Source organism: Streptomyces sp. NPDC047085, assembly GCF_040643735.1.
In the GTDB taxonomy this organism is placed as follows: domain Bacteria; phylum Actinomycetota; class Actinomycetes; order Streptomycetales; family Streptomycetaceae; genus Streptomyces.
This window is the reverse complement of sequence record NZ_JBEYUW010000001.1, coordinates 809,412-832,471: the sequence shown is the minus strand read 5'-3', so window position 1 is coordinate 832,471 and position 23,060 is coordinate 809,412. Positions and strand designations below refer to the sequence as shown.

The window sequence follows — 23,060 nt, the reverse complement described above, 5'->3', positions numbered from 1 at the left end:
CGAACCCGCCGTATTGTCTAAACGTCAGCCCTCCCTAAGGAGCCCTCATGACCGCGCCCGTCGTCCACTCGCTGCGCGAACAGATCCGCGAGCACATCGTGGAGGGGATCGTCAGCGGGCGCTGGCAGCCGGGCGAGCGCATCGTGGAGCGGCGGATCGCCACCGAGCTGGAGGTCAGCCAGACGCCGGTCCGGGAGGCCCTGCGCGAGCTGGAGTCCCTGCGGCTGATCGAGTCCGCGCCGAACAAGGGCGTGCGGGTGCGGAATCTGACCGCGGCCGACCTGGAGGAGAGCTACCCCGTCCGGGCCGGCCTGGAGGCCATCGCGGCGGAGCTGGCGGCCGACCTGCTCGCCGAGGACTGCTCGGCCCTGGAGCCGCACGTCCTGGCCCTGTACGAGGCCGACCGCATGGCCGACGGCACCGCCCAGGTCCGCCACACCGTCGGCTTCCACCGCGAGTTGGTCCGCGCCGCGCACAACTCGGTGCTGCTGCACACCTGGGAGGGCCTGGGCATCGAGGTCTTCACGGCCCTCTCCATCCGCTGGCTGGGCACGGTCCAACAGTCGTACGCGGAGGAGCACGAGGAGCTGGTGCAGGCGTTCAAGCGCCGGGATCCGAGGATCGCGGAGCTGGTGAAGGCGCACGTCCTCGGGTGTGCCCCGCGCGCCTGAGCCGCCCTTGATTCAGTCGAGCACTCCCGCGCTCACCTGCGAAAACAAGGCGATTCGACGTCACCCGGTGCCATCATCGTAGGCACCGCGTGCCTACTTTCTCGCAATCGAGAAGTTTTGCCCCTCAACCCTTTGATCGATCATCGATCAGGGGGTTACAGTCGCCGACGGACACGCGACGGGGTCGCAAACCGACACCGCCACCGTCCGCCTGCCCTGTCCTGCCAAAGACCAAGGGCAACCCCCGAACCCTTACCGATGAGGGAACCCCTTCGACTGAGGAAGGCGGCGACATGACCGACCCCAACGCCATCCAGCCGAGCGCGCTCGACCAGCTCCCCGACCGCGACCCGGAGGAGACCGCCGAATGGCAGGCCTCCCTGGACGCCGTCGCCAGGGAGGCCGGGCCGCACCGCGCCGCATACCTGATGCGCCGCACGCTGGAGCGCGCCGAGGCGGGCGGCATCGCGCTGCCGAAGCTCCTCGAGACCGACTACGTCAACACCATCCCCACCTCCGCCGAGCCGGGCCTGCCCGGTGACCCGGAGATGGAGGCCCGGATCACCGCCTGGAACCGCTGGAACGCGGCCGCCATGGTGACCCGCGGCTCGAAGTACGGCGTCGGCGGCCACATCGCCACCTTCGCCTCCGCGGCCTGGCTCTACGAGACCGGCTTCAACCACTTCTTCAAGGGCAAGGAGGGCGACGGTTCCGGCGACCAGCTGTACATCCAGGGCCACGCCTCCCCGGGCATCTACGCCCGCGCCTTCCTCGACGGCCGCCTGAACGAGGCGCACCTCGACAACTTCCGCCAGGAGGCCGGCGGCAACGGCCTGCCCTCCTACCCGCACCCGCGCCGCCTGCCCTGGCTGTGGGAGTTCCCGACGGTGTCGATGGGCCTCGGCCCGCTGTCGGCGATCTACCAGGCGCGCTTCAACCGCTACCTCACCAACCGCGGCATCAAGGACGTCTCCGCCTCGCACGTGTGGGCGTTCCTCGGCGACGGCGAGATGGACGAGCCGGAGTCGACCGCGGCCCTCGCGCTCGCCGCCCGTGAGGAGCTGGACAACCTCACCTTCGTCATCAACTGCAACCTGCAGCGCCTCGACGGCCCGGTCCGCGCCAACTTCAAGATCGTGCAGGAGCTGGAGGCCCAGTTCCGCGGCGCCGGCTGGAACGTCATCAAGACCCTGTGGGGCTCGGCCTGGGACGAGCTGTTCCAGCTCGACACCACGGGTGCGCTCGTGCGCCGTCTGCGCGAGGTACCGGACGCGCAGATCCAGACGTACCAGACCCGCGACGCCGCCTACATCCGCGCCGACTTCTTCGGCAAGGACCCGGCGCTCGCCGAGATGGCGAAGCTGCTGAGCGACGACAAGATCCTCGAGTGCTTCCACCTCTCCCGCGGTGGTCACGAGGCCCGCAAGGTCTACGCCGCGTACAAGGCCGCCGTCGAGCACAAGGGCGCGCCGACCGTGATCCTGGCCCAGACGGTCAAGGGCCACACCCTCGGCGAGGGCTTCGCGTCGAAGAACGCCAACCACCAGATGAAGAAGCTGACGGTGGACGAGTTCAAGACGATGCGGGACCTGCTCGGCCTGCCGATCAAGGACAGCGACTTCGCCGACGGCGTGGTGCCCTACGGCCACCCTGGCGCCGACTCCCCCGAGGTCCGCTACCTCCAGGAGCGCCGCGCGGCCCTCGGCGGCCCGGCCCCGGCCCGCCGCACGCACGCGCTGGCCCCGCTGCCCGCCCCCGCCGAGAAGGCCTTCGCCTCCTTCGACAAGGGCTCCGGCTCGCAGAACGTCGCCACCACCATGGCCTTCGTCCGCCTGGTCAAGGACCTGGTCCGCGACAAGGAGACCGGCAAGCGCTGGGTGCCGATCGTCCCCGACGAGGCGCGCACCTTCGGTATGGAGAGCCTCTTCCCGTCCCTGGGCATCTACTCCCCCAAGGGCCAGACGTACGAGCCGGTCGACCGCGACCAGCTCATGTACTACAAGGAGGCCAAGAACGGCCAGATCCTCAACGAGGGGATCACCGAGGCCGGTTCGATGGCCGACTTCATCGCCGCGTCCACCGCGTACGCGACGCACGGCGAGGCGATGATCCCGTTCTACATCTTCTACTCGATGTTCGGCTGGCAGCGCACGGCCGACCAGATGTGGCAGCTCGGCGACCAGCTCGGCCGCGGCTTCCTCGTCGGCGCGACCGCGGGCCGTACGACCCTCACCGGTGAGGGCCTGCAGCACGCCGACGGCCACTCCCCGGTCATCGCGGCCACCAACCCGGCGTCGCTGACCTACGACCCCGCGTTCGCCTACGAGATCGCGGTCATCGTCCGCGAGGGTCTGCGCCGGATGTACGGCGAGGCCAAGCCGGGCGAGGACCAGAACGTCTTCTACTACCTGACGGTCTACAACGAGCCGCTGCCGCAGCCGGCCAAGCCGGCCGGGCTCGGCATCGACGAGGGCATCGTCAAGGGCCTGTACCGCTTCAACACGGCGGAGTCGGCGGGCATCACCCCGGCCGCCAACGCCCCGCGCATCCAGCTGCTGGGTTCCGGTACGGCGATCCACTGGGCCCTTGAGGCGCAGAAGCTGCTCGCCGAGGACTGGGGTGTGGCCGCCGACGTGTGGTCCGCGACCTCCTGGTCGGAGCTGCGCCGCGACGCGATGGAGGCCGACGCGGCCCTCCTGCGCGGCGAGGAGCGCGTGCCCTACGTCCGTCAGGCCCTGCAGGGCGCCGAGGGCCCGGTCCTCGCGGTCTCCGACTACATGCGCCAGGTCCCGGACCAGATCGCGCAGTGGGTCGAGCAGGACTGGTCCTCGTTGGGCGCCGACGGCTTCGGCCTCTCCGACACCCGCGAGGCCGCCCGCCGCCACTTCGGCGTCGACGCCCAGTCGATCGTCGTCGCGGCCCTGGCCCAGCTCGCCCGGCGCGGCGAGGTCAAGGCGACGGCGGTGAAGGAGGCCCGGGACAAGTACGGGCTGTAAAGAACCGACCGACGAGGCCCCCGCTGCGGCGGGGGCCTCGTTGCATGATGGGCCGTATGCGCGCCGCACGCCTCATCAAGATGGTGCTTCTCCTCCAGTCCCGCCCCTCCATGACCGCCGCCGAGCTGGCGAGCGAGCTGGAGGTGTCCGAGCGGACCGTCACGCGGGACGCGCAGGCGTTGTCGGAGGCGGGGGTGCCGGTGTACGCGGACCGGGGGCGGGCCGGGGGGTACCGGCTGGTCGGCGGGTACCGGACGCGGCTGACGGGGCTGGCGCGCAGCGAGGCGGAGGCGCTGTTCCTGAGCGGGGTGCCGGGGGCGCTGCGGGACATGGGGCTGGCGGACGCCGCCTCGGCGGCCCGGCTGAAGGTGTCCGCCGCGCTGCTGCCCTCCCTGCGGGACGCCCCGGACAGTGCGGCCCAGCGGTTCCATCTGGACGCGCCCGCCTGGTTCCGGGAGCCGGAGACGCCCGCGCTGCTGCCCGTGATCGCCGAGGCGGTGTGGGACGACCGGCTCGTGCGTGCCGTGTACCGGCGCGGCGACGCCGAAGTCGAGCGGGAGCTGGAGCCGTACGGGCTCGTGCTGAAGGCGGGGATCTGGTACCTGTGCGCGCGGGTGGCCGGCGGCGGTGCCTTCCGGACGTACCGGATCGACCGGTTCGACGCCGTGGCCGCCCGCGGTGACCGCGACGACCGCTTCAGCCGTGATCCGGACTTCGACCTGCCCGGTCACTGGGCCGCGCAGGCCGAGCGGTTCGCCCGGTCGATCCTGCACGCCGAGGTCGTCGTACGGCTGTCCCCGGACGGCGTGCGCGGGCTGCCGTACGCCGTCGACCCGCTCTCCGCGCGCGAGGCACTGGAGAACGCGGGCGCGCCGGACGCCGAGGAGTGGGTGACGGTGACCGTGCCGGTGGAGTCGGAGGAGGTCGCGCACACCCAGCTGACGGCGCTGGGGCCGGAGGTCGAGGTGCTGGCGCCGGAGAGTCTGCGGGAGCGGTTCACGCGCGATGCCGTACGCCTCGCCGCTCTGTACGAGAAGTAACGATCCGCCGTACTCCGCGTGCGGCACACCGGCTCAGGCCCGATGCTGGTGCCGTGATGGACGAGACGGAGTTCTGGGAGCTGATCGACGCCAGCCGCGAGGCCGCCGAGGGCGACCCCGAGGAGCAGGCGGACCTGCTGGTGGACCGGCTGCTCCAGCTGGACCCGGAGATGGTCCTGGACTTCGCCCGTCACTTCGAGGCGCGCTACAACCGCGCCTACCACTGGGACCTGTGGGGCGCCGCCTGGGTGCTGCTGGACGGGGCCAGCGACGACGCGTTCGACTTCTTCCGGTGCTGGCTGATCGGCCAGGGCCGCGAGGTGTACGAGGGTGCCGTGCACGCCCCCGACTCCCTCGCGGACCTGCTGGACGACTTCGACGAGGAGATCGACGGCGACGGCGAGGAGCTGGGCTACGCGGCCGACGAGGCGTACGAGCAGCTGACCGGCACCGTCGCCCCGGACCTGGGCATCCCCCCGGCGCCCTCCGAACCGGAGGGCACGCCGGTCGACTTCGAGAACGACCGGGCGCTCGCCGAGCGGTATCCCCGGCTGTGGGAGCGGTTCAGGGAGTGATCGGTTTCGCCGGCGGCGTCCGGCCCTGCAGCCGGGCCGCGGACTCCCTGATGGCGGGGAGCTCGGCGCCGAGGGCGGCGCCGGGGCAGCTGGTCGGGTAGCCGGCGTTGTGGCCGGAGACGGCGGGCAGGACGGCGGTGGCGCCCGCCTTGTAGTGGCTGAGGTCGTTGCTGGAGACGAGCCGGACGCGGGCGCGCGGGTCGATGCCGGACAGGCCCAGCTTCCAGGCGGCGAGGCGGGCGATCGCGTCGGTCATGGCCCGGGGCACGGGGACGCCTTCGGTGAAGGTGCCGAGGGCCGCGATGCCGGCGGTGCGGTGGTTGAAGCCCTGGGTGTGGGCGCCGGTGACGGCCCGCTCGACGCCTCCGGCGCGGCCCTCGTAGATGGTGCCGCAGCGGTCGACGAGGAAGTTGTAGCCGATGTCGTCCCAGTCGCGGGCGCCGGTCTGGCCCGAGTACAGGGAGCGGATGACGCTCGGGGTGTCGGCGCAGTCGTAGCCGTTGGGCGAGTCGGTGTGGTGAACGAAGACGGCGATCACCCTGTCGTCGTAGCGCGGGGGCGGCTGGGTGCGCCGGGTGGCGCTGTCCAGCCAGGCGGCGCGCGGCACGATGGCCGGGCGGGCCGCGCGGTAGGGGGTGCCGGCCTGGGCCGGGACGGGCCGCAGGACCTGGGCCGAGCCGGTGCGTTCGGTGCCCGGGGCGAACAGGACCAGCACGGCGACGGCGGCCAGGGCGGGCAGAGCGCAGAGCGGGACGAGGAGGGCACGGGGCACGGGCAGGCGCACGGCTCGCCACTTGCGTGGCCTGGGCACTCGCAACAGACGCATGGGCCCACTGTGGGACCGGTCCGGCCCGTCCGCGAGGTGTGCTGTGCCACCTGGCGGAACCATCGTCCAGGCGTGGGACGTTTCTGGGGGTACACGCACATGTGGGCCGCGCGTCGTCGGGTGGCCGCTTCCGGGCGCGTGACTGATCATCGGGCCTGTTGCGCCCGTACTAGGAGGTCCGAGAGAGAGGCGGCTTCGTGGACCTGCTCGACCTGGTGCTCGTGCTGGTGATCCTGCTGTACGCGGTGGCCGGCTACCGGCGCGGGCTGGTGGCCGGTTGTGTGTCGCTGGCCGGGTTCGTGGGCGGGGCGGTCGTCGGGGTGTGGGTGCTGCCCTGGGTGACGGGGCTGGTGACGCGCGGGTCGGTGACGGCGACGGTGCTCGCGGTGCTGACGGTGCTGGTGCCCGGCGTGGTGGGGCACGAGCTGGCGGGGCGGCTGGCGCTGCGGCTGCGGCACGAGCTGGACCGGGAGGGCCGGGGTCCGCTGCGGGTGACGGACGGGATCGGGGGCGCGGTGGCCAACTCGGTCGCCGTGCTGATCGTGGCCTGGGTCGCGGCGAGCGTCCTGGGGGCGGCGCCGTCGCAGACGCTGACGACGGAGATCCGGAACTCGGCGCTGCTGGACGCGGTGCAGCGGACGATGCCGGAGACGACCCCGGCGTGGTTCTCGCGGGCCACGTCCGCGCTGACCGAGGCGGGGTTCCCGCAGGTCTTCAACCCGTTCGAGAACGAGTCGACGGCCCGGGTGGCCGCGCCCTCCGGCGACAGCGTCACGACGGACGCGACGCGGGCGGCCCAGCTGAGCACGGTGAAGATCGAGGGTGCCTCCGGCACCGAGGGCCGGGAGGGCAGCGGCTTCGTGTACGCGCCGCGGCACGTGATGACGAACGCGCACGTGGTGGCCGGCATCGACCACCCGAGCGTGCGGGTGGGCGGGATCGGGGGGGCGTACGAGGCGCGGGTGGTGCTCTTCGACCCGAACCGGGACGTGGCGGTGCTGTACGTGCCCCGGCTGCGCGCGCCGGTACTGCGCTTCGACGGCCTCGCGAGGCGCGGCGAGGCGGCGGTGGTCGCGGGCTATCCGCAGGACGGGAGCCTGAACCTGCAGGCGGCGACGGTGGGGAACCGGGTGCGGGCGACCGGCCAGAACATCTACAACGACCGTACGGTCACCCGGGAGATCTACTCGATCCGCTCCACGGTCCGGCCGGGCAACTCCGGCGGCCCGCTGCTGACCACGGGCGGCCGGGTGTTCGGCATGGTGTTCGCCCGCTCCACCTCGGACTCCGAGACGGGGTACGCGCTCACGGCGGACGAGGTGGCGGGCGACGCGACCCGGGCGGCGACGGCGACGGTGCCGGTGGACACGGGCGAGCTGGTGACGTCGTAGCGCTCGTCGAAGGGCCTGTGGGTCGGGGGCCCTACAGTGTGCGGCCCATGAACACGTCGTCGACGTACGCGCCGTCGAGGAGGAACTCCTCCGGCAGGACGCCCTCGACGACGAACCCCTCGGACTCGTACAGCTTGCGGGCCGGGGTGTTGTGGCCGAGCACGCGCAGGGTGAGCCGCCGCGCGCCGCGCCGCCGTGCCTCGTCGACGGCGGCCCGGATCAGCGCGCGCCCGACGCCCTGTCCGCGCGCCTTCTCGGCGACGGCGAACCCCTGGATCTGCAGGACGTGCGCGTTCGAGGCCAGCGGGGTGGGGTGGGCGAGGCGGATGTAACCGGCGAGGGTTCCGTCGAGTTCGGCGACCAGGAAGTCGCCCGGGCGATGACGCTCGTCGAAGAACGGGGCGTAGGGCGGCTGCGGCTCGGGCGACACCGCGTGCAGGGTGGACCAGGTGGCCCGGTCGAGGGCGGACAGCTCCCGGTCGTCCTCGGCAACGGCGACACGTATGTACGGCTCGGGCATGGCGGTCACTCTACGACGGCCGTTCCCGGACACTCGCCTGGTTTTACCCGGATCCTGCGGCTCGGGCGCGCATGCTGGGATCATGGAACCTTCAAGAGTCGCGGTGGCCGGGGCGTCCGGGCTCATCGGCGGCGCCCTGGTGCGCTCCCTGGTCGCGGACGGGCACGAGGTGGTGCGGCTGGTCCGCCGGGCGGCCCGGGGCGAGCACGAGGTCTGCTGGGACCCCGAGGGGCAGTACGTGAACGCGGCGGGGCTGGCCGGCTGTGACGTGGTGGTCAACATGGCCGGGGCCGGGGTGGGCGACCACCGCTGGACACCGGAGTACAAGCGGCGGATCCGGGACAGCCGGGTGCTGGGCACGGCGGCGCTGGCGGAGGCCGTGGCCTCGCTGCCCGAGCCGCCGCGGGTCTTCGTGAACGGCAGCGCGATCGGCGTCTACGGCGAGACGGGCGACCGGGTCGTGGACGAGGACACACCCCCCGGGGACGGGTTCCTCGCCAAGGTGTGCGTGGAGTGGGAGGAGGCCGCCGCGCCCGCGCAGGAGGCGGGCGTGCGGACCGTGTTCCCGCGCACCGGGCTGGTGGTGGCCCGGTCCGGCGGGGCCTGGGGGCGGCTGTTCCCGCTGTTCCGGGCGGGGCTCGGGGGGCGTCTGGGGGACGGGCGGCAGTACTGGTCGTACATCGCGCTGCACGACGAGGTGGCCGCGATCCGGCACCTGATCGACCACGACGAGCTGTCCGGGCCGTTCAACCTGACCGCGCCCGAACCGCTGACGAACCGTGAGATCACCGCGGCGATGGGTCGGGTACTGCACCGGCCGACGGCGTTCGCGGTGCCGGCGCCGGTGCTGCGGGCGGTGCTGGGCGAGATGGCCGGGGATGTGCTGGGCAGTCAGCGGGTCGTGCCGAAGCGGCTGCTGGAGTCGGGGTTCCGGTTCGCGTTCCCGGGGATCGACGACGCGATCCGCGCGGCGAGCGCTGCGGGGTGAGCGCTGCGGGGTGAGCCGGGGCGGACAAACAGTCTTGTGACCGGATGCGACCGGCATGCGACCGTGCCCTGTCGATGCGCGACTGTTCCTGACCGATTGCGGTCTTAACCTCGACCCGAACTCGGGTATCCCCGGGGCCTGTTGGGGGCATGACGTCTCCACCGGCCGCGCAACCACAGGAGGGGCCTCGTGCTTGAGCCCGCGTACCAGGTGGACGTCGTCATCGTGGGAGCCGGGATCGCCGGACTCTCGGCGGCTCATCGGCTCACCAGCGCAGGAGTAACGACCGCAGTCCTGGAGGCCGCCCCGTACGCGGGCGGCCGTATGTCGACCGAGAAGGTCGACGGTTTCCGGCTCGACCGCATCGGACAGCTGCTGTCCACGTCCTATCCGGAACTCCGCCTGACCCCGGGGCTCGAGTCGCTCGCCCTGCGGCGCTTCGCTCCCGGTGTCCTGCTGCACCGTGACGGGCGCAGGCATCGTGCGGGCGCTCCGGCGGCCGGAGGGAGCGCAAGGGGCGCACTCCATATGGCGCGCGCCCTCGCGAGCGCCCCCAGGGGGCCCGCGGCCTCTCCGGGGCGGGTGAGCGCACCGGTGGGCGGCGCGGTCGACCAGGCCCGGCTCGGCACCGCGCTGGGCCGGATCGCGGCCACGCCCGTCGAACGCCTGCTGGCCCGCCCGGAGTCGCCCGCCGCGCACGCCCTCGCGGCCCGCGGGGTGCCCGCCCGCACCATCGAGGGGTTCCTGCGCCCGCTGCTCGCCGCGCTGCTGTGCGACCCCGAGCTGAGCACGTCCAGCCGGTGCGCCGACCTGGCGCTCCACTCGTTCGCGAGCGGGCGGCTGTGCGTGCCGGAGGGGGGTGCCGAGGCGCTGCCCGAGCTGCTGGCCGGGGCGTTGCCGCCCGGCACCGTGCACACCGGGGTGCGGGTCACCTCCGTGTCGACGACCTCGGTGACCACCGCCGAGCACGGGGCGATCCGCTGCCGCGCGGTGCTGCTGGCGACCGACGCGCGGGCGGCGGCCGAGCTGCTGCCGGGCCTGCGGGTGCCGGACTTCCACCCCGTGACGGTCGTCCACCACACCACGGACGACCAGGGCCCGGCGTTCTCCACGGGCACCGCGCTGCTGCTGGACGCCGACCGCGGAGGGCCGGTGGCCCACTCGGCGGTGCTCAGCAATGTCGACCCGAGCCGGGCGCCCGCCGGGCGGGTGCTGATCTCCTCGACGGTGCTCGGCAATCCGCCCCAGGACCTCGACACCGCCGTGCGCATCCACCTCGCGCGGCTCTACGGCACGTCGACGCGCCGCTGGGAGACGCTGGCCGTCCACCACACCCCGGAGGCGGTACCGGTCATGCGCCCCCCGCACGACCTGCGCCGCCCGGTACGCCTCCTGGCCGGCCTCTACGTCTGCGGCGACCACCGCGACACCAGCACGGTCCAGGGCGCCCTCCACTCCGCCCACCGCGCCACGGCCGCCATCCTCACGGACCTTGGCACAGCCGGCTCCCTGAACCGGGCAGACCCCGCCCCGACATTGCCGCGAGCGGCGTGAGCAGCCGCACACCAAGGCCGGCTGCACCCCTCATCGGGCACCGCCGGTCTCCGGCGTTCCGACGGTGTCGAACCGCCCTCAGCCCAGTGCCGCCACCTTGTCCCGGTAGCCCCTGACAGGGGCGGCGTCCTTGTAGGGCTCGAGGCGGCGTTCGAAGTCCTTGACGTACTCGTGGGCCCGGACCGAGCGCATTTCGGTGGCCTGGCCCGCGGCCTCGGCGGCCAGCGCGCAGGCCTGGTCGAGTTCGCCGAGGCCGAGCCGGGCGGTGGCGAGGACGACGCGGCAGAAGAGGCGGCTGCGGGCGTGGGCGGGGGCGCGCAGTTGCAGGGAGCGCTCAGCGTGCTGGGCGGCGGCCCGGAACTGCTGCAGGTCCCGGTGGCAGTGACCGAGCTCGTCGGCGAGCTGCGCCTCGTCGAAGAAGCGCGCCCAGTACGGCACTTCGTCCCCGGGCCGGGCCGCCTCCAGGGCGCGCTCGGCCCGCACCAGCGCGCTGGTGCACGCCCGCACCTCGCCGAGCACACCGTGCGCCCGCGCCTCGGCGGCGTGCAGCAGCGCCTGCACGGCCGGCGGCCCACCGGTGCCGGTCCCCTGCTGCGCCACCCGCGCCAGCTGCACGGCCTCCCTGCCGTGCCCGAGATAGACGGCCTGGCGGCTCATGGTGACCAGCACGTAGGAGCCGTAGGCCCGGTCCCCGGCCGCCTGGGAGAGCCGCAGGGCCTGCACGAAGTACCGCTGGGCGAGTCCGTGCGCGGCGATGTCGTACGACGTCCAGCCCGCGAGCCGGGTCAGGTCGGCGGCCGCGGCGAACAGCCGGCGGCCGGTCTGCTCGCCGTAGACCCCGCGCAGCATCGGCTCGCACTCGTGCTCCAGGTAGCGCACCAGGGCCTGGCGCGCGTGCCCGCCGCCGTACTGGTCGTCGAGGGCGCGGAACAGCTCCCCGACCGAGCGCAGCGCGGCGATGTCGCCGCCGGTGACCCGGTGTCCGGGTACGCGTTCGCCGCGCGGGCGGGCCGGGGCGAGCACGGCATCGGGCCGGTCCCTTCCGGCGGCGCCGGCCCGGGCCTGCGCGGGCACCCGGGGCACCAGCTCGCGGCCCACCCGGTCGTCGGCCTTGCCGATCAGCCAGTCCCGGCTGGGCACGACGAGGCCCGCCGGGGTGAAGGCGATCTTCCGCAGCTCGGCGTGGCTGCCGGAGTCCTTGCGCCACAGCCCGCTGACGATGTCGACGGCCTCCTCGGGGGTGGCCGCGAACTCCAGCCCGGCGTACACCGGCGCGCAGGCGTCCAGTCCGAGGTCCTGGGCCGTGAGCCGGCGCCCGAGCCGGCGCGTGAACACCTCGGCGATGAGGGCCGGTGTCGTCCCGCGTGGCTGCTGCCCGCGCAGCCAGCGGGTGACGGACGTCTTGTCGTATCTGAGATCCAGCCCGTGTTCCAGACCGAGCTGGTCGACGCGACGGGCCAGACCCGCGTTGGAGAACCCCGCCTCTGCGATGAGCGCGGCGAGCTGGCGGTTGGGGGTGCGCTGCGCGGGTCGGTCCGTCATCTGCGGTGCGGTCTCCTGCCTTCCAGGCCTCTGAGGTGCCGGGATTGCCTGTGAGCAGCCCTTTTGGCCTCACGAACGGCGCGAATGTAGCGGAGAGTGAACAGGCGGTCGCACACTTCCGCGTGCATTCATCCGATCGTGTGAGGATTGCCCGCGGGGCTGACGTACCCGGGTCGGACGTACAGTGGCGTGGGCGCGTTACGTGCCTGACACACCCATCTCCGGGAATCCGGGATGCCATGCGATGCCACGGGATGCCAAGGGAGGCGCTTGCCGTGAGTGAGTTGCGGTTCGTCCGTATGGGGTTCGGCGCGGATGCCGTCGACTACCAGGAGGCGTGGGACGAGCAGCGCCGGGTCCACGCGGCCCGGTTCGCCGACGAGGTCCCCGACACCGTGCTGCTCCTGGAGCACCCCCCGGTGTACACGGCGGGCCGCCGCACCGCGGACAGCGAGCGCCCCCTGGACGGCACCCCGGTCATCGACGTGGACCGCGGCGGCAAGATCACCTGGCACGGCCCGGGTCAGCTGGTGGGCTACCCGATCCAGAAGCTGCCCCGCCCGGTGGACGTGGTCGCGCACGTGCGCCGCCTGGAGGAGGCGCTCATCCGCACCTGCGCCGAGTACGGCGTCGAGACCACCCGCGTCGAGGGCCGCAGCGGCGTCTGGGTGCTGGGCGACCCGGTCGAGCAGCGCCCGGCGCTCGGCGGACTCTCCCTGGACTTCGACCCGCGGCTGAACGACGAGGAGTTCGACCCGCGCCTGAACGGCCCGGAGTACGCCCCCTCCAACGCCGGCCAGCGCCGCGAGGACCGCAAGATCGCCGCGATCGGCATCCGCGTCGCCAAGGGCGTCACGATGCACGGCTTCGCCTTCAACGTGAACCCGGACAACCGCTGGTTCGACCGGATCATCCCGTGCGGGATCCGCGACGCGGGTGTCGCCTCGCTCGCGAACGAGCTGGGCCGGGACATCACGATCGAGGAGGTCCTGCCGGTGGTGGAGAAGCACCTCAAGGACATCCTGGAGAACGCGGACCTCAAGCCGCGTGTGATCGAGAAGCCGGTCGAGGTGCCGGTCGAGAATCCGGTCGAGAAGGCATCCGCCTGACCTCGGGAATGCGCCCTGCGACCGCGAGGTTGGCCTCACCGGTAGGGCCCAATGAACACGGGCGTACCCTGGTGTACGCCGAAGAATCGAAGCTACAGGGAGCCGACGTGTCCGCAGTCGCACCCGACGGACGCAAGATGCTGCGCCTGGAGGTCCGCAACAGCCAGACCCCCATCGAGCGCAAGCCCGAGTGGATCAAGACCCGGGCGAAAATGGGCCCCGAGTACACGAAGATGCAGAACCTCGTGAAGAGCGAGGGCCTGCACACGGTCTGCCAGGAAGCCGGCTGCCCGAACATCTACGAGTGCTGGGAGGACCGCGAGGCGACCTTCCTCATCGGCGGCGACCAGTGCACCCGGCGCTGTGACTTCTGCCAGATCGACACCGGCAAGCCCGAGGCCCTGGACCGCGACGAACCGCGCCGGGTCGGCGAGTCCGTGGTCACCATGGACCTGAACTACGCCACCATCACCGGCGTCGCCCGCGACGACCTGGAGGACGGCGGCGCCTGGCTGTACGCCGAGACCGTGCGCCAGATCCACGCGCAGACGGCGGACCGCGAGGCCGGCCGCACCAAGGTGGAGCTGCTCGCCCCCGACTTCAACGCGGTCCCCGAGCAGCTGGCCGAGGTCTTCTCCTCCCGCCCCGAGGTCTTCGCGCACAACGTCGAGACGGTCCCCCGGATCTTCAAGCGCATCCGCCCCGGCTTCCGCTACGAGCGCTCGCTGAAGGTCATCACCGAGGCCCGCGACTTCGGCCTGGTCACCAAGTCCAACCTGATCCTCGGCATGGGCGAGACCCGCGAGGAGGTCAGCGAGGCGCTCAGGCAGCTGCACGACGCCGGCTGCGAGCTGGTCACCATCACCCAGTACCTGCGCCCCTCCGTCCGCCACCACCCGGTGGAGCGCTGGGTGAAGCCGCAGGAGTTCGTGGAGCTGAAGGAGGAGGCCGAGCAGATCGGCTTCTCCGGTGTGATGTCCGGCCCGCTGGTGCGGTCCTCGTACCGCGCCGGGCGGCTCTACCAGATGGCCGTCGAGAAGCGGGGTACGTACGTTGCCAGCCAGGCGGTGTGAGCCCGGCGCCCGAGCGGTGCATGCGCCGGGCGCACAACCCGGCGCTTGAGCCAAGCGTGTGAATTCACGCACAAGTTGTTACCGGCCAGTAGTGGCCGAGTCGACGCGGTCCTGACCGTCCTCGCAGATGAGGGCACCCGTCAGGGCCGCGTCGGCGTTCCGGGGCTCCCCATCAAGGCTTCATTGGCGTTTGACCGGTCGGTCACGCCCTGGTAACACCAATCAGTGACTCTGGTATCACGCCACGTACACCCGGACCGAGGGGGGACCTCGACCATGCAGGCCGCGCCCGTTCGCGCCACCGCCATTCCGTCCTTCACCGACGCCCTTCGCGCCGTCGAGTCCCTGCTCATGAGCAGCGGCCAGCGCACCGCCCGCCGCAACGCCTGGACCTCCGTGCTGGAGGACCGCCGCCGCGCCAAGGACCGGGTCGAGGCGCAGCGCGTGCTGGAGCAGGCGACCATCCACTCCTGACCACTCCGCTTCCCCTCCCTTCCGCGGCCCGACCCGGCACTGCCGTCGTGGGCGCTCCCGGGGCCACGTAGACTTCGTGACATGGCGAGGAAGGAAACCGCGGCGGACGCCGCGAACGCAGGGCGACTGAAGCAGATCGCTCTCACGTACAAGATGACCCGCAAGGCCGACAAGAAGATCGGTCTTGTACTCGCGGCCGTCGGCATCGGCACCCTCGGTGTCTTCCTCGCGATCGGCTTCTTGATCGGCCACCCGGTCTATCTGGGCATCTTCGGCCTGCTGGTCGCCGTGCTGGCGACGGCGATCGTGTTCGGCCGTCGTGCCGAGCGGGCCGCCTTCGGCCAGATGGAGGGCCAGCCGGGCGCCGCGGCGGCGGTCCTGGACAACATCGGCCGGGGCTGGACGACCACCCCGGCGGTGGCGATGAACCGCAGCCAGGACGTGGTGCACCGCGCGGTCGGCAAGGCCGGCATCGTGCTGGTCGCGGAGGGCAACCCGAACCGGGTGAAGAGCCTGCTGGCCGCCGAGAAGAAGAAGATGAACCGCATCGTGGCGGACGTCCCGGTGCACGACCTGATCGTCGGCACCGGCGAGGGCCAGATCTCGCTGAAGAAGCTGCGCACGACCATGCTGAAGTACCCGCGTGTGCTCACCGGCCCCCAGGTGACCGCCACCAACGACCGGCTGCGCGCCATGGGCGACCTGATGAGCAACATGCCGCTGCCGAAGGGTCCGATGCCCAAGGGCATGCGGATGCCGAAGGGCGGCCCGAAGGCCCGCTGACGTCCCTCGTACTCCTACGACGATGGGGGCGCCCGGATTCCGTTCCGGGCGCCCCCATCGTCGTAGGAGGTCGGATCCTGCCGTCCGTCGCAGAAGGCGGGATCCTGCCGTCGTACGAGGATCAGCCGAGGATCAGATCCTGACCTCGACGGTCTTCGCGAGCCGGTCGTGCAGGCCGCGACCGTCCCGGTCCCAGATCAGGGCGGGCAGCGCGAGGCAGAGCAGGAACGTGCGCAGCAGGGCTCGCGGCGGATTGACCGTGCCGGTCTGCAGGGCCACGACCCGGATGCCGAAGAGGCGCTTGCCCGGGGTGAAGCCGATCGTGCCGACCGTGAGGGCGCTCATCACGAAGAAGACGAGCAGCGCCCAGTTGCTCGTAGCGGGGCTGTTGCCATGCGTGATCAGGCCGTATGCGATCAGCACGCACAGGCCCCAGTCCACGGCCAGCGCCCCGAGCCGCCGTCCGGGCCGGGCGATCGAGTTCGGGCCCTCTTCCGGCAGCCCGAGCTGCTCACCCCGGTAGCCGAAGTCGGCACCGGCTTCCTCCATGGCCGCCCGCGGCCCGGAGAGCCACGATCCGATTGCTTGCCTGTTGTCCACCCGTCCACGGTACTGGGCCGGATTCGGACAGGATGCGCAGGGGTGTCTCGGGGCTAGGGTTGAAGGGTGACCGGTTAACTTCTGCGAAACAAACGGGTCACGCCCGAGAAATCACCCGTCCCTAGGGTCAAGACCAGCGTGTGCCACCGCACTGGCAGCACGAACGATCTACCACCCCGGCGAGGACGGTCGGGAGTAGGAGGAGCTGGATGTTCCAGAACGCCGACGAGGCCAAGAAGTTCATCGCGGACGAGGACGTCAAGTTCATCGACGTCCGCTTCTGCGACCTGCCGGGCGTCATGCAGCACTTCACGGTGCCCGTCGAGGCGTTCGACCCGGACGAGGAGCTGGCCTTCGACGGATCGTCGATCCGCGGTTTCCAGGCCATCCACGAGTCCGACATGGCCCTGCGCGCCGATCTGTCGACGGCCCGCGTGGACCCGTTCCGCCGCGACAAGACGCTCAACATCAACTTCTTCATCCACGACCCGATCACGGGCGAGCAGTACTCCCGTGACCCGCGCAACGTGGCGAAGAAGGCCGAGGCCTACCTCGCGTCCACCGGTATCGCCGACACGGCGTACTTCGGCCCCGAGGCCGAGTTCTACGTCTTCGACTCCGTCCGCTTCGCGACCGGCGCGAACGAGTCCTTCTACCACATCGACTCCGAGGCCGGCGCCTGGAACACCGGCGCCCTCGAGAACAACCGTGGGTACAAGGTCCGCTACAAGGGCGGCTACTTCCCGGTCCCGCCGGTCGACCACTTCGCCGACCTGCGCGCCGAGATCTCCCTGGAGCTGGAGAAGAACGGCCTCAAGGTCGAGCGCCAGCACCACGAGGTGGGCACCGCCGGCCAGGCGGAGATCAACTACAAGTTCAACACGCTGCTCGCCGCCGCGGACGACCTGCAGCTGTTCAAGTACATCGTGAAGAACGTCGCCTGGCGCAACGGCAAGACGGCGACCTTCATGCCGAAGCCGATCTTCGGTGACAACGGCTCGGGCATGCACGTGCACCAGTCGCTGTGGAGCAACGGCGACCCGCTGTTCTACGACGAGGCCGGTTACGCGGGCCTGTCGGACACCGCCCGCTACTACATCGGCGGCATCCTCAAGCACGCCCCGTCGCTGCTGGCCTTCACCAACCCGACGGTGAACTCGTACCACCGCCTGGTGCCGGGCTTCGAGGCGCCGATCAACCTGGTGTACTCGCAGCGCAACCGCTCCGCAGCGATGCGTATCCCGATCACCGGCTCCAACCCGAAGGCCAAGCGCGTCGAGTTCCGCGCGCCCGACTCCTCCGGTAACCCGTACCTCGCCTTCTCGGCCCTCCTCCTCGCGGGCCTCGACGGCATCAAGAACAAGATCGAGCCGGCCGAGCCGATCGACAAGGACCTCTACGAGCTGGCTCCCGAGGAGCACGCGAACGTGGCCCAGGTCCCGACCTCCCTGCCGGCCGTCCTCGACTCGCTCGAGGCCGACCACGAGTTCCTCCTCCAGGGCGACGTCTTCACGCCGGACCTGATCGAGACGTGGATCGACTTCAAGCGCACCAACGAGATCGCGCCGCTGCAGCTGCGTCCGCACCCGCACGAGTTCGAGCTGTACTTCGACGTGTGATCGACGCGCGACAGCGCTCTGGCTCGACTGAGCTCTGATGAGCTCTGAGGGAACACTGAGGGCCGCCACCCGGAACGCTCCGGGCGGCGGCCCTCGGCCGTGTCAGCCCGCCGCGATCACGCCACGATCACGATGACGGGCACGGTTCCGAAGCCGAAGCCTGGGAAGAAGCCGTTGTTGAAACCGAAGCCGTTGTTGAAGCCGAAGCCTCGGTTGCAGTTCCAGCTGTTGAAGCAGCCGTGGTTGGTGGTGACCTGTGTCGGCGTGGCGGCCGAGGCCGTGGTCGCCGTGGCGACTGTTGCGCCGCCGGCCAGCAGGACGCTTGCGGCGGACAACGCCACGAAGCGCCTGGCACGCTGTGCATTCATGGGACGTACCTTCCTTCCACCCCTCGTGCGGTTGTCGACTGCACGAATCGGATGGCCGCGACTCAGAGTGAAAAGTCCGGCGCGGTCGCTGGATGTGGCCGCTTTGCGGTCGGCCCACCACTCGATGCTAGTTGCCCCTCGCCCGCTCAGCATCCTGGACGGCAACAGGCTGTGACCAGGCGGGGATCACCCCCTGCCGCGCCCTGACCGTGCAACCTTTCGCGCTTCCCACGCTTCCTACTCTCGGGGGATCATCTCCCCTGACTCTGCCGACGAGTGATTCCGCCGACGAGAGAGGTTGAACGGGGATGTCCGAACAGGACGACTGGGAGCGGGAGTTCGATCACCGGTGGGCGAACTCCGCCGAGCACAAGGAACCCTCCGCACGGGCCCGCATGCTCGCCGCCCGCTGGAAGGAGAACCCCCCGGACCCGGCCCCCTTCCGCGCCGACCCCGACCCGATATCCCCACGCCGCTCCTCGTGGGTCTCCACCGTCGTGGTCCTCGGCTGCGTGGCCGCGGTGATCGTCCTGCTGGGGTGGGCGCAGATGAGGTCGCCCTACTAGGGGACGTAGGAGGCAGCGGGGCACGGAAAACGAGGAGAGGGGCGGCGCGTGCCGGAGGAGACAGTCCGCGGGGCGGCGGCCGCGCTGAAGCTGGCGGCGGGTGCCGCGCTGGGCGACGTCCTGGACGCCGGTGACCCGGCCGCCTGGCTGGCGCTGGACGAGGGCGTGCGGTCGGACTGGTGGTACGTCGCACCCGACGCCGTCCCCGTCTGGGAACAGACCGACGGCGGCCGCGCGCTGACCGCCGCACTGCGCGGCGACGGCCCGCTCACCGAGGCGCGGCTCGCGCTCGCCCTGTGCCACCGGGACGGCAGGATCCGGCACCAGGCGCTGGGGCGGGCCGCCGGGCATCCGGCCCTGCTGCCCCTGGTCGCCGTGCGCTGCGCCGACTGGGCCGACCCGGTACGCGAGCGGGCCAGGAAGCTGTTCGCCGAGGCCCTGGACGTGGAGACGGCCGTGCGCCTCGCCCCGCTGGTGCGGCGCCTCGGCGACCGCCACCGCGGAGACCACGCCCTCGGGCTGCTGGCCGGGGTCCTGCGCCGGGCTCCCGCCGGACACCTGGCCCCGCTCCTCGCCTCCCCCGACCGGCCCCTGCGCCGCTTCGCCCACGGCCTCGCCGTCGAAGAAGGGCTCCTCTCCCCCGCGGAGCTGGCCCGCGCGGCAGCCGGGGACGACGACGCCGTCGTACAGACCCTGTGCGCCGATGCGGCGCTCGCCGCCGTGGACGAGGGGACCGCGGACGACGTGCTGGGGCCGTTGCTCGGCGCCCGGAGTCCCCGGGCGCGGTCGGCCGGAGTGACCGCGCTGCGGCGGCTCGGGCGGCCGGAGCAGGCGCTGGGGTTCCTGGCGGACCGGTCGGCGCTGGTGCGGGCCTGCGCGCGGTATGTCGTACGGCAGTACGGAACCGATCCGCTGCCCTGGTACCGGGACAGGTGTGCCGATCCGGGCGGCCGGGCGCCGGCGCCCGGGGCGGTCATCGGGCTGGCGGAGTGCGGGACACGGGCCGATGCCGCCCTGCTGTGGCCGTTGCTGGACCACCCCGTGCCGGCGGTGCGGGCGAAGGCGGTGGCCGGGCTGCGCACGCTGGACCTGACGGACGTGGCGCGGATGCGGCGGATGCTGGACGATCCGGCGCCCGGGGTGGTCCGCGAGGCCACCCTGGCCCTGCTGCCGTCGGCCGGGCTGCTGCCCGAGGCATGGCTGGCGGAGCGGCTGGAGGCCGGGCGGCCCCGGTGGGTGCGGGTGTCGGCCTATCGGCTGCTGGTCGCGCGGGGCGGGGTCGCGGAGCTGCGGGCCGCGGTCGCGGTGCTCGGAGATCCGGACGAGCGGCTGCGGGCGCGGGCCGAGGCCACTGTGGGACAGATGATGCGGTGGGGGACCGTGGGGCGAGCCGGGCCGGAGGTCGTGGGACTGCTGGAGAGGGCCCGTGCCCAGCTGAGGTAGGGCGCCGCCCGGGCGGAAGGCTTTGCTGGGCCTAGGGGCGATCGGACCCTGTTCATGGGATTCGGTGGGTGCACACTGGACAGCGGGACGAGTGCCTGACTGCGGGATGGTGCGAGATGCGGAGCCGCTTCCGGAGCGACCGACGGCTGACCGTGCGGATGACGGTCACGATGTTCCTGCTCGGGCTGCTGTACGTGGCCTTCGTCGCCGCGTTGATCGTGTTGCTGAAGTCCTGGCTGCTGGTCGTCGTCCTGGTCGGGGCGATGTTCGTGGCGCAGTTCTGGTTCTCCGACCGGATCGCGATGTTCGCCATGCGCGGGCGGGTCGTGGAGCGGGAGGAGTATCCCGAGCTGCACGCGGTGGTCGACCGGCTGTGCGCGATCGCCGACATGCCGAAGCCGGTGGTCGCCGTGTCCGACATGGAGATGCCGAACGCGTTCGCCACGGGCCGGAATCCCGATCACGCCGTGGTGTGCGTGACGACGGGGCTGCTGCGGCGGCTGGAGCCCGGGGAGCTGGAGGGTGTGCTCGCGCACGAGCTGTCGCACGTGGCGCACAAGGACGTCGCGGTGATCACCATCGCGTCGTTCCTCGGCGTGGTCGCGGGGCTGATCGTGCGGTTCGCCTTCTACTCGCAGGTGTTCGGCGGGGGCCGCCGGGACCAGAACACGGCCATCGTGTTCGCGGCGGTGATGGGGGTCTCGGCGGCCGTGTACGCGATCAGCTTCCTGCTGATCCGGGCGCTGTCCCGGTACCGTGAGCTGGCCGCCGACCGGGCGGCCGCGCACCTGACCGGCCGGCCCTCGGCGCTGGCGTCGGCGCTCACCAAGGTCTCCGGGGACATCGCCCGGATCCCGACCAAGGACCTGCGCACGGCCCAGGCCTTCAACGCCTTCTACTTCACGCCGGCCACCGGCAAGGAGCCCGGCATCGAGCGGTTCTTCTCCACCCACCCGACCCTGGAGCAGCGGCTGGACCAGCTGGGGCGGATCTCCGCGGAGCTGGGCGAGGCGGCCGCTCCCGGAAAGGCGGGGTGACCTCTTGGGTCTGCTGGACATCCTGCTGGGGCGTACGAAGCCGGTCGCGCCCGATCTCGACCGGTTGTTCGCGCTGCCCTCGGCGGCGGTGACGCTCCAGGCGGCGGCCGGGTACACGCCGACCGGTGACGGCGCGGTGTGCTTCGCCACGGTCGAGGGCGCGGCCTTCGAGCAGACGCACCGGGAGGTCCAGGCGCTGCTCGACGCGGACGCCGACCGCACCGGCCCGCCGGTGGGACTGAGCCAGGACGAGTACGGCTACTCCTGGCTGATCTCCCGCCGCACCCCCGACCAGCTGCCCCAGCTGGTGAACGACCTGCACGCGGTGAACAGCTCGATGGAGGCCAACGGCTTCGGCCCGCAACTGCTGTGCTCGCTCGCCACGTTCCGGAAGGAGGGCAACGGGGACGGCGGCAACAGCAACGGCGATGGCAACGGCCGGAAGCTCGCCCTCGTGTATCTGTACAAGCGCGGCACCTTCTATCCCTTCGCACCGCTGCCCGGAGCGGGCGAGCGCCGGGACAGCGCGCTGGAGCTGCAGGTGAAGTCGATGCTGGCGAACGACCTGCGGATCGAGCAGGACCTCGGCCGGTGGTTCCCGGTGTGGGGCGCCCCCGGCCTGTGACCGGGGGCCCCTGCGCTCACCCGCGTTGTGTTCCGCTCTTCGTTCACCTGCTCTTCTCGCGCTGCTGCCGCCGGGTCTCGAGGGGGCGCTCGCGACGGTAGCGGCGCTCCCACTTGGCCTGGCGGTCCCGGCGCTCGCGGTACGCCCGGTACGAGTCGGGCAGCGGGCCGGGCCCGGCCGCGGGGGGCGCGGGTGGCGAGCCGCGACCGTACTTCACGTACAGGCACAACAGCGCGACGGCGACGAGCCAGTAGGTGTGGTTTCCGGTTCCGAGGATCACCAGGACGACGGTCCAGGTGATGACGATGGTACGCATGACCGACCTCCGTGAATGGTGAGAGGGGATGGGGAGTTGAGGGGGGGAGGGGGGACGTGTCGGCTTCGCGACGTTTGTTCAGCGTAGGGAGACCGTCACCCCGGCTGCATCCCGTTTTCCGGGCCCCGCGCGGCTGTGAGTGAATGGCCCGCATGAGCGAACTCTCCTGCGCGTACGACGCGTTCACGCACGCGTACGACGGTGAACGGCTGAGCGTGGTGCGCGCCGGCCGGCCCGGACGGGCCACCGCCGTCCTGCTGCACGGCGCGGGCAACGGCAGCAAGGAACGGCTGCTGCCGCTGCTCGGCGACTTCACCGCACAGAACTGCCACGCCCTGGCCTTCGACTTCTCCGGGCACGGTGAAAGCACCGGAGAACTCGCCGAGCTGAGCCTGCGGCGGCGCTGTGAGCAGGCGGTGGCCGTGATCGACGCGCACGCCCCGGCGGACGCCCCGCTGATCCTGGTCGGATTCAGCATGAGCGGGCAGACGGTGTCTGATCTCGTACGGCACTACGGCCGCCGGGTGGCCGCCGTGGCCCTGTGCGCGCCCGCCGTGTACGCGCCGGAGGCCTGGGCCGTGCCGTTCGGCAACGGCGACGGCCGCTTCAGCGAGATCATCCGCACTCCCGGCAGCTGGCGGAAGGCACCGGCCCTCGAAACGCTGCGGTCGTACGAGGGCCGCGCGGTCCTGGCGGTGCCGGGCACGGACACGGTCATCCCGCCGGAGGTCACCGAGGCGCTGCAGGACGCCCTGTCGGCCCGCGCGGAGTACACCCGCCTCGAACTCCCCGATGCCGACCACTGGTTGGGCCTGTGGTTCCGCGACCACGCGGAGGACCGCCGGAGGCTGACCGCCGCCCTGCTGAGCGGCCTGGGGGCATAGAGCGGCGGCGGCACGGTCGCCGGGCCGGGGCCGATTGTCAGTGGCGTGCGCGACGATGGC

General features: G+C 71.9%; 23 protein-coding genes. 17 read left to right on the top strand and 6 right to left on the bottom strand.

The genetic code is table 11. The features are described from left to right. The first annotated feature begins 47 nt into the window (after positions 1–47). The 4 genes from ABZ865_RS03530 (at position 48) to ABZ865_RS03515 (ending at position 5,282) form a co-directional block, all read left to right on the top strand. Positions 48–671, top strand: a complete 624-nt coding sequence (locus tag ABZ865_RS03530) for a GntR family transcriptional regulator (RefSeq protein ID WP_361223096.1) — start codon at positions 48–50, stop codon at positions 669–671. Between the two features lie 293 nt (positions 672–964). After that, on the top strand, positions 965–3,667 hold the full coding sequence (gene aceE, locus ABZ865_RS03525; RefSeq protein WP_361223093.1) for a pyruvate dehydrogenase (acetyl-transferring), homodimeric type: 2,703 nt from the start codon (positions 965–967) through the stop codon (positions 3,665–3,667). Between the two features lie 56 nt (positions 3,668–3,723). Then, positions 3,724–4,707, top strand: coding sequence for a YafY family protein (locus ABZ865_RS03520; protein WP_361223090.1), 984 nt, complete (start codon positions 3,724–3,726; stop codon positions 4,705–4,707). Positions 4,708–4,763: 56 nt separating this feature from the next. Then, positions 4,764–5,282 (top strand): DUF4240 domain-containing protein, encoded by a 519-nt coding sequence (locus ABZ865_RS03515; RefSeq protein WP_361224360.1) that lies wholly within the window; start codon positions 4,764–4,766, stop codon positions 5,280–5,282. On the opposite strand, the gene ABZ865_RS03510 is transcribed toward ABZ865_RS03515, so the two are convergent. After that, positions 5,272–6,108, bottom strand: a complete 837-nt coding sequence (locus ABZ865_RS03510; RefSeq protein WP_361223087.1) for a peptidoglycan recognition protein — start codon at positions 6,106–6,108, stop codon at positions 5,272–5,274. The two genes, ABZ865_RS03515 and ABZ865_RS03510, sit on opposite strands and share 11 nt — an antisense overlap. A 197-nt stretch (positions 6,109–6,305) precedes the next feature. On the opposite strand from ABZ865_RS03510, the gene ABZ865_RS03505 reads away from it, so the two are divergent. Next, positions 6,306–7,499 carry a MarP family serine protease gene (locus ABZ865_RS03505; protein WP_361223084.1) on the top strand — a complete coding sequence of 398 codons (1,194 nt, stop codon included), beginning with the start codon at positions 6,306–6,308 and terminating at the stop codon, positions 7,497–7,499. A gap of 31 nt (positions 7,500–7,530) precedes the next feature. Here ABZ865_RS03505 and ABZ865_RS03500 read toward each other — a convergent pair whose 3' ends face one another. Next, the gene (locus ABZ865_RS03500) at positions 7,531–8,019 is read right to left on the bottom strand and encodes a GNAT family N-acetyltransferase (RefSeq protein ID WP_361223081.1); all 489 of its coding nucleotides are present in this window, start codon (positions 8,017–8,019) and stop codon (positions 7,531–7,533) included. Positions 8,020–8,101: 82 nt separating this feature from the next. On the opposite strand from ABZ865_RS03500, the gene ABZ865_RS03495 reads away from it, so the two are divergent. Both ABZ865_RS03495 and ABZ865_RS03490 read left to right on the top strand, forming a co-directional pair. Further along, positions 8,102–9,007, top strand: a complete 906-nt coding sequence (locus ABZ865_RS03495) for a TIGR01777 family oxidoreductase (RefSeq protein ID WP_361223078.1) — start codon at positions 8,102–8,104, stop codon at positions 9,005–9,007. A 189-nt stretch (positions 9,008–9,196) separates the two neighbouring features. Beyond that, the gene (locus ABZ865_RS03490; RefSeq protein WP_361223076.1) at positions 9,197–10,561 is read left to right on the top strand and encodes an NAD(P)/FAD-dependent oxidoreductase; all 1,365 of its coding nucleotides are present in this window, start codon (positions 9,197–9,199) and stop codon (positions 10,559–10,561) included. Positions 10,562–10,639: 78 nt separating this feature from the next. On the opposite strand, the gene ABZ865_RS03485 is transcribed toward ABZ865_RS03490, so the two are convergent. After that, positions 10,640–12,103, bottom strand: a complete 1,464-nt coding sequence (locus tag ABZ865_RS03485; protein ID WP_361223074.1) for a regulator — start codon at positions 12,101–12,103, stop codon at positions 10,640–10,642. Between the two features lie 275 nt (positions 12,104–12,378). On the opposite strand from ABZ865_RS03485, the gene lipB reads away from it, so the two are divergent. The 4 genes from lipB to ABZ865_RS03465 all read left to right on the top strand — a co-directional run bounded on the left by lipB (position 12,379) and on the right by ABZ865_RS03465 (position 15,542). Further along, the gene (gene lipB / locus ABZ865_RS03480) at positions 12,379–13,212 is read left to right on the top strand and encodes a lipoyl(octanoyl) transferase LipB (protein WP_361223072.1); all 834 of its coding nucleotides are present in this window, start codon (positions 12,379–12,381) and stop codon (positions 13,210–13,212) included. Between the two features lie 107 nt (positions 13,213–13,319). Further along, positions 13,320–14,285, top strand: a complete 966-nt coding sequence (lipA, locus tag ABZ865_RS03475; protein WP_361223069.1) for a lipoyl synthase — start codon at positions 13,320–13,322, stop codon at positions 14,283–14,285. A 276-nt stretch (positions 14,286–14,561) separates the two neighbouring features. Continuing rightward, on the top strand, positions 14,562–14,759 hold the full coding sequence (locus tag ABZ865_RS03470; protein WP_361223066.1) for a hypothetical protein: 198 nt from the start codon (positions 14,562–14,564) through the stop codon (positions 14,757–14,759). An 81-nt stretch (positions 14,760–14,840) separates the two neighbouring features. Beyond that, positions 14,841–15,542 carry a DUF4191 domain-containing protein gene (locus tag ABZ865_RS03465; RefSeq protein ID WP_361223063.1) on the top strand — a complete coding sequence of 234 codons (702 nt, stop codon included), beginning with the start codon at positions 14,841–14,843 and terminating at the stop codon, positions 15,540–15,542. A 132-nt stretch (positions 15,543–15,674) separates the two neighbouring features. Here ABZ865_RS03465 and ABZ865_RS03460 read toward each other — a convergent pair whose 3' ends face one another. Continuing rightward, positions 15,675–16,142 (bottom strand): RDD family protein, encoded by a 468-nt coding sequence (locus ABZ865_RS03460; RefSeq protein ID WP_361223060.1) that lies wholly within the window; start codon positions 16,140–16,142, stop codon positions 15,675–15,677. A gap of 209 nt (positions 16,143–16,351) precedes the next feature. Here ABZ865_RS03460 and glnA point away from each other — a divergent pair, with 209 nt between their 5' ends. Then, positions 16,352–17,761, top strand: a complete 1,410-nt coding sequence (glnA, locus tag ABZ865_RS03455; protein WP_100825823.1) for a type I glutamate--ammonia ligase — start codon at positions 16,352–16,354, stop codon at positions 17,759–17,761. 116 nt (positions 17,762–17,877) lie between these two features. On the opposite strand, the gene ABZ865_RS03450 is transcribed toward glnA, so the two are convergent. Next, complete coding sequence (locus ABZ865_RS03450; protein ID WP_361223057.1) at positions 17,878–18,129, bottom strand: hypothetical protein; 252 nt, start codon at positions 18,127–18,129, stop codon at positions 17,878–17,880. A gap of 308 nt (positions 18,130–18,437) precedes the next feature. Here ABZ865_RS03450 and ABZ865_RS03445 point away from each other — a divergent pair, with 308 nt between their 5' ends. The 4 genes from ABZ865_RS03445 (at position 18,438) to ABZ865_RS03430 (ending at position 21,800) form a co-directional block, all read left to right on the top strand. After that, on the top strand, positions 18,438–18,695 hold the full coding sequence (locus ABZ865_RS03445) for a hypothetical protein (protein WP_361223053.1): 258 nt from the start codon (positions 18,438–18,440) through the stop codon (positions 18,693–18,695). A gap of 48 nt (positions 18,696–18,743) precedes the next feature. Then, positions 18,744–20,138 (top strand): hypothetical protein, encoded by a 1,395-nt coding sequence (locus ABZ865_RS03440; protein WP_361223051.1) that lies wholly within the window; start codon positions 18,744–18,746, stop codon positions 20,136–20,138. Between the two features lie 116 nt (positions 20,139–20,254). Beyond that, a complete protein-coding gene (gene htpX / locus ABZ865_RS03435; RefSeq protein WP_361223048.1) occupies positions 20,255–21,175 on the top strand; it encodes a zinc metalloprotease HtpX in 921 nt (306 codons plus the stop codon). A gap of 4 nt (positions 21,176–21,179) precedes the next feature. Further along, positions 21,180–21,800 carry a hypothetical protein gene (locus ABZ865_RS03430; RefSeq protein ID WP_361223045.1) on the top strand — a complete coding sequence of 207 codons (621 nt, stop codon included), beginning with the start codon at positions 21,180–21,182 and terminating at the stop codon, positions 21,798–21,800. Positions 21,801–21,843: 43 nt separating this feature from the next. Here ABZ865_RS03430 and ABZ865_RS03425 read toward each other — a convergent pair whose 3' ends face one another. Continuing rightward, complete coding sequence (locus ABZ865_RS03425) at positions 21,844–22,116, bottom strand: hypothetical protein (protein ID WP_361223043.1); 273 nt, start codon at positions 22,114–22,116, stop codon at positions 21,844–21,846. Between the two features lie 152 nt (positions 22,117–22,268). Here ABZ865_RS03425 and ABZ865_RS03420 point away from each other — a divergent pair, with 152 nt between their 5' ends. Beyond that, a complete protein-coding gene (locus tag ABZ865_RS03420) occupies positions 22,269–23,000 on the top strand; it encodes an alpha/beta fold hydrolase (protein ID WP_361223040.1) in 732 nt (243 codons plus the stop codon). Positions 23,001–23,060 lie beyond the last annotated feature (60 nt).